General features: G+C 54.5%; 2 rRNA genes. Both read left to right on the forward strand.

Features of this window, described 5'->3' with window-relative positions:
- The first annotated feature begins 205 nt into the window (after positions 1–205).
- Positions 206–1,728 (forward strand): 16S ribosomal RNA (locus AS96_RS03570).
- Positions 1,729–2,115: 387 nt separating this feature from the next.
- Positions 2,116–5,222 (forward strand): 23S ribosomal RNA (locus AS96_RS03575).
- The 16S and 23S rRNA genes sit together here, the layout of an rRNA operon.
- Positions 5,223–5,300 lie beyond the last annotated feature (78 nt).

Consider the following 5,300-nt stretch of genomic DNA (forward strand, 5'->3'; position numbering starts at 1 on the left):
CGGGAGCGTCCGATCCTTGAGAACTCAACAGCGTGCACTTGTCAAATGCCAAATTACCTCGTCCCTGCCTTTTGGTGGGGTGAGATTCCTTTGGATCAAGTCCGGCATTTTGGTGTCGGCATTATGGATTGTCAGTGATGGCATCCTTTTGGTCAGTTTCGAACTCGCTGCATTGTCGTTTTCCCGATGGTGTATGCATTTTTTCTTTTTGGAGAGTTTGATCCTGGCTCAGGATGAACGCTGGCGGCGTGCTTAACACATGCAAGTCGAACGGTGAAGCCCAGCTTGCTGGGTGGATCAGTGGCGAACGGGTGAGTAACACGTGAGCAATCTGCCCCTGACTCTGGGATAAGCGCTGGAAACGGCGTCTAATACTGGATATGAACCGTGGAGGCATCTTCAACGGTTGGAAAGATTTTTTGGTCAGGGATGAGCTCGCGGCCTATCAGCTTGTTGGTGAGGTAATGGCTCACCAAGGCGTCGACGGGTAGCCGGCCTGAGAGGGTGACCGGCCACACTGGGACTGAGACACGGCCCAGACTCCTACGGGAGGCAGCAGTGGGGAATATTGCACAATGGGCGCAAGCCTGATGCAGCAACGCCGCGTGAGGGATGACGGCCTTCGGGTTGTAAACCTCTTTTAGCAGGGAAGAAGCGAAAGTGACGGTACCTGCAGAAAAAGCGCCGGCTAACTACGTGCCAGCAGCCGCGGTAATACGTAGGGCGCAAGCGTTATCCGGAATTATTGGGCGTAAAGAGCTCGTAGGCGGTTTGTCGCGTCTGCTGTGAAATCCCGAGGCTCAACCTCGGGTCTGCAGTGGGTACGGGCAGACTAGAGTGCGGTAGGGGAGATTGGAATTCCTGGTGTAGCGGTGGAATGCGCAGATATCAGGAGGAACACCGATGGCGAAGGCAGATCTCTGGGCCGTAACTGACGCTGAGGAGCGAAAGGGTGGGGAGCAAACAGGCTTAGATACCCTGGTAGTCCACCCCGTAAACGTTGGGAACTAGTTGTGGGGTCCATTCCACGGATTCCGTGACGCAGCTAACGCATTAAGTTCCCCGCCTGGGGAGTACGGCCGCAAGGCTAAAACTCAAAGGAATTGACGGGGACCCGCACAAGCGGCGGAGCATGCGGATTAATTCGATGCAACGCGAAGAACCTTACCAAGGCTTGACATATACGAGAACGCTGCAGAAATGTAGAACTCTTTGGACACTCGTAAACAGGTGGTGCATGGTTGTCGTCAGCTCGTGTCGTGAGATGTTGGGTTAAGTCCCGCAACGAGCGCAACCCTCGTTCTATGTTGCCAGCACGTAATGGTGGGAACTCATGGGATACTGCCGGGGTCAACTCGGAGGAAGGTGGGGATGACGTCAAATCATCATGCCCCTTATGTCTTGGGCTTCACGCATGCTACAATGGCCGGTACAAAGGGCTGCAATACCGTAAGGTGGAGCGAATCCCAAAAAGCCGGTCCCAGTTCGGATTGAGGTCTGCAACTCGACCTCATGAAGTCGGAGTCGCTAGTAATCGCAGATCAGCAACGCTGCGGTGAATACGTTCCCGGGTCTTGTACACACCGCCCGTCAAGTCATGAAAGTCGGTAACACCTGAAGCCGGTGGCCCAACCCTTGTGGAGGGAGCCGTCGAAGGTGGGATCGGTAATTAGGACTAAGTCGTAACAAGGTAGCCGTACCGGAAGGTGCGGCTGGATCACCTCCTTTCTAAGGAGCACTGCGCTCTTCGGAGTGACAGAGCCCTGATCAGAGCGAATGTCTCTGCAGGGAGCTCATGGGTGGAACATTTGATGGGGTGTCGGGGATTGAGTCTCTGGTGAGTACGGCCTTCGGGTTGGGAAAGCTGGGGGTGAGTGAGTCGGCACATGCACGCTGTTGGGTCCTGAGGGACCGGATGCGCTTTCATCTTCGGATGGGGAGCAGACGAACCTCAGGACTCTTTCTGTTGCCGGCTGGTGCTGGTGCGGGGAGGGTACCGCCCGTACTTTGAGAACTACACAGTGGACGCGAGCATCTTCGAGATGATTTTTCATCTCGTGAAGATGATCTTAAAGATCATTAGTCAATTTTGATTGACGATTCGAACTCATGTGATTTCAAGTCTTTAAGAGCAAACGGTGGATGCCTTGGCATCTGGAGCCGAAGAAGGACGTAGCAATCTGCGATAAGCCTCGGGGAACTGATAAGCAAGTTTTGATCCGAGGGTGTCCGAATGGGGAAACCCCGCCAGGGCGCGTGCGTACCTGGTGACTCCCGCCTGAATATATAGGGCGGGTAGAGGGAACGTGGGGAAGTGAAACATCTCAGTACCCACAGGAAGAGAAAGCAACCGCGATTCCGTTAGTAGTGGCGAGCGAAACCGGAACAGGCTAAACCTAGCGTGTGTGAGAGCCGGCAGGCGTTGCACGTTGGGGGTTGTGGGACTTTTCAGACATGTCTGCCGATGTGTCGGCGTTACAAGAAGGTATAGACGAACCGCATTGAAAGGCGGGTCATAGAGGGTGCGAACCCCGTAGTCGAAATGCTTCTCTTGGCGCGAAGAGTATCCCAAGTAGCACGGGGCCCGAGAAATCCCGTGTGAATCTGTCAGGACCACCTGATAAGCCTAAATACTCCCAGATGACCGATAGCGGACAAGTACCGTGAGGGAAAGGTGAAAAGTACCCCGGGAGGGGAGTGAAATAGTACCTGAAACCGTTTGCTTACAAACCGTTGGAGCCTCCTTAGTAGGGGTGACAGCGTGCCTTTTGAAGAATGAGCCTGCGAGTTAGCGATACGTGGCGAGGTTAACCCGTGTGGGGTAGCCGTAGCGAAAGCGAGTCTGAATAGGGCGATTCAGTCGCGTGTCCTAGACCCGAAGCGAAGTGATCTATCCATGGCCAGGCTGAAGCGACGGTAAGACGTCGTGGAGGGCCGAACCCACTTAGGTTGAAAACTGAGGGGATGAGCTGTGGATAGGGGTGAAAGGCCAATCAAACTTCGTGATAGCTGGTTCTCTCCGAAATGCATTTAGGTGCAGCGTTGCGTGTTTCTTGCCGGAGGTAGAGCTACTGGATGGCCGATGGGCCCTACAAGGTTACTGACGTCAGCCAAACTCCGAATGCCGGTAAGTGAGAGCGCAGCAGTGAGACTGTGGGGGATAAGCTTCATAGTCGAGAGGGAAACAACCCAGACCACCAACTAAGGTCCCAAAGCGCGTGCTAAGTGGGAAAGGATGTGGAGTTGCCTTGACAACCAGGAGGTTGGCTTAGAAGCAGCCACCCTTGAAAGAGTGCGTAATAGCTCACTGGTCAAGTGATTCCGCGCCGACAATGTAACGGGGCTCAAGCACGCCACCGAAGTTGTGGCATTGACATTTTTGGTAGGCCTTCGTGGTCCAGCCGTGTTGATGGGTAGGAGAGCGTCGTGTGGCCAGCGAAGCGGCGGTGTGAACCAGCCGTGGAGGCTACACGAGTGAGAATGCAGGCATGAGTAGCGAAAGACGTGTGAGAAACACGTCCTCCGAAAGACCAAGGGTTCCAGGGTCAAGCTAATCTTCCCTGGGTAAGTCGGGACCTAAGGCGAGGCCGACAGGCGTAGTCGATGGACAACGGGTTGATATTCCCGTACCGGCGAAGAACCGCCCAAGCTAATCCAGTGGTGCTAAGTGCCCGAATCCTGTCGTATCGATCCCTTCGGGGTGAGAGCTTCAGGGCTAGCGCATGACCCCATGCTGGTGCGGTTAGCGTATTAACAGGTGTGACGCAGGAAGGTAGCCCAAGCCAGGCGATGGTTGTCCTGGTGCAAGTGCGTAGGCCGAGTCATAGGCAAATCCGTGACTCGTTACGGCTGAGACACGATGCGGATAAAAAGTGGGTGATCCTATGCTGCCAAGAAAAGCATCGACGCGAGGTTCTAGCTGCCCGTACCCCAAACCGACTCAGGTGGTCAGGTAGAGAATACCAAGGAGATCGAGAGAATCGTGGTTAAGGAACTCGGCAAAATGCCCCCGTAACTTCGGGAGAAGGGGGGCCATCCGCTTATATGAGCTTGCCTCAAAAAGGGTGTGGTGGCCGCAGAGACTAGTGGGTAGCGACTGTTTATTAAAAACACAGGTCCGTGCCAAGTCGCAAGACGATGTATACGGACTGACGCCTGCCCGGTGCTGGAAGGTTAAGAGGACCGGTTAGCCGCAAGGCGAAGCTGAGAATTTAAGCCCCAGTAAACGGCGGTGGTAACTATAACCATCCTAAGGTAGCGAAATTCCTTGTCGGGTAAGTTCCGACCTGCACGAATGGCGTAACGACTTCCCAACTGTCTCAACCGCGAACTCGGCGAAATTGCACTACGAGTAAAGATGCTCGTTACGCGCAGCAGGACGGAAAGACCCCGTGACCTTTACTACAGCTTGGTATTGGTGTTCGGTGTGGCTTGTGTAGGATAGGTGGGAGACTGTGAAGCGGTGACGCTAGTTACCGTGGAGTCGTTGTTGAAATACCACTCTGGTCACTCTGGATATCTAACTTCGAACCGTAATCCGGTTCAGGGACAGTGCCTGGTGGGTAGTTTAACTGGGGCGGTTGCCTCCCAAAAAGTAACGGAGGCGCCCAAAGGTTCCCTCAACCTGGTTGGCAATCAGGTGGCGAGTGTAAGTGCACAAGGGAGCTTGACTGTGAGACTGACAGGTCGAGCAGGGACGAAAGTCGGGACTAGTGATCCGGCAGTGGCTTGTGGAAGCGCTGTCGCTCAACGGATAAAAGGTACCTCGGGGATAACAGGCTGATCTTGCCCAAGAGTCCATATCGACGGCATGGTTTGGCACCTCGATGTCGGCTCGTCGCATCCTGGGGCTGGAGTAGGTCCCAAGGGTTGGGCTGTTCGCCCATTAAAGCGGTACGCGAGCTGGGTTTAGAACGTCGTGAGACAGTTCGGTCCCTATCCGCTGCGCGCGTAGGAAATTTGAGAGGATCTGACCCTAGTACGAGAGGACCGGGTTGGACGAACCTCTGGTGTGCCAGTTGTTCCGCCAGGAGCACCGCTGGTTAGCTACGTTCGGGATGGATAACCGCTGAAAGCATCTAAGCGGGAAGCCGGCCTCAAGATGAGATTTCCATACCTTCGGGTGAGAGGCTCCCAGCCAGACTACTGGGTTGATAGGCCGGATGTGGAAGCGTGGCAACACGTGAAGCTGACCGGTACTAATAAGCCGATGACTTGATAACACACCGTTTTGGTGCTTGCGTCCACTGAGTGGTTCTCGATGTACGGTCGAGAACACACACAAACATCATTCGTTTGAT

Origin of the sequence: Microbacterium sp. MRS-1 (genome assembly GCF_000585455.1) — a bacterium.
GTDB lineage: Bacteria > Actinomycetota > Actinomycetes > Actinomycetales > Microbacteriaceae > Microbacterium > Microbacterium laevaniformans.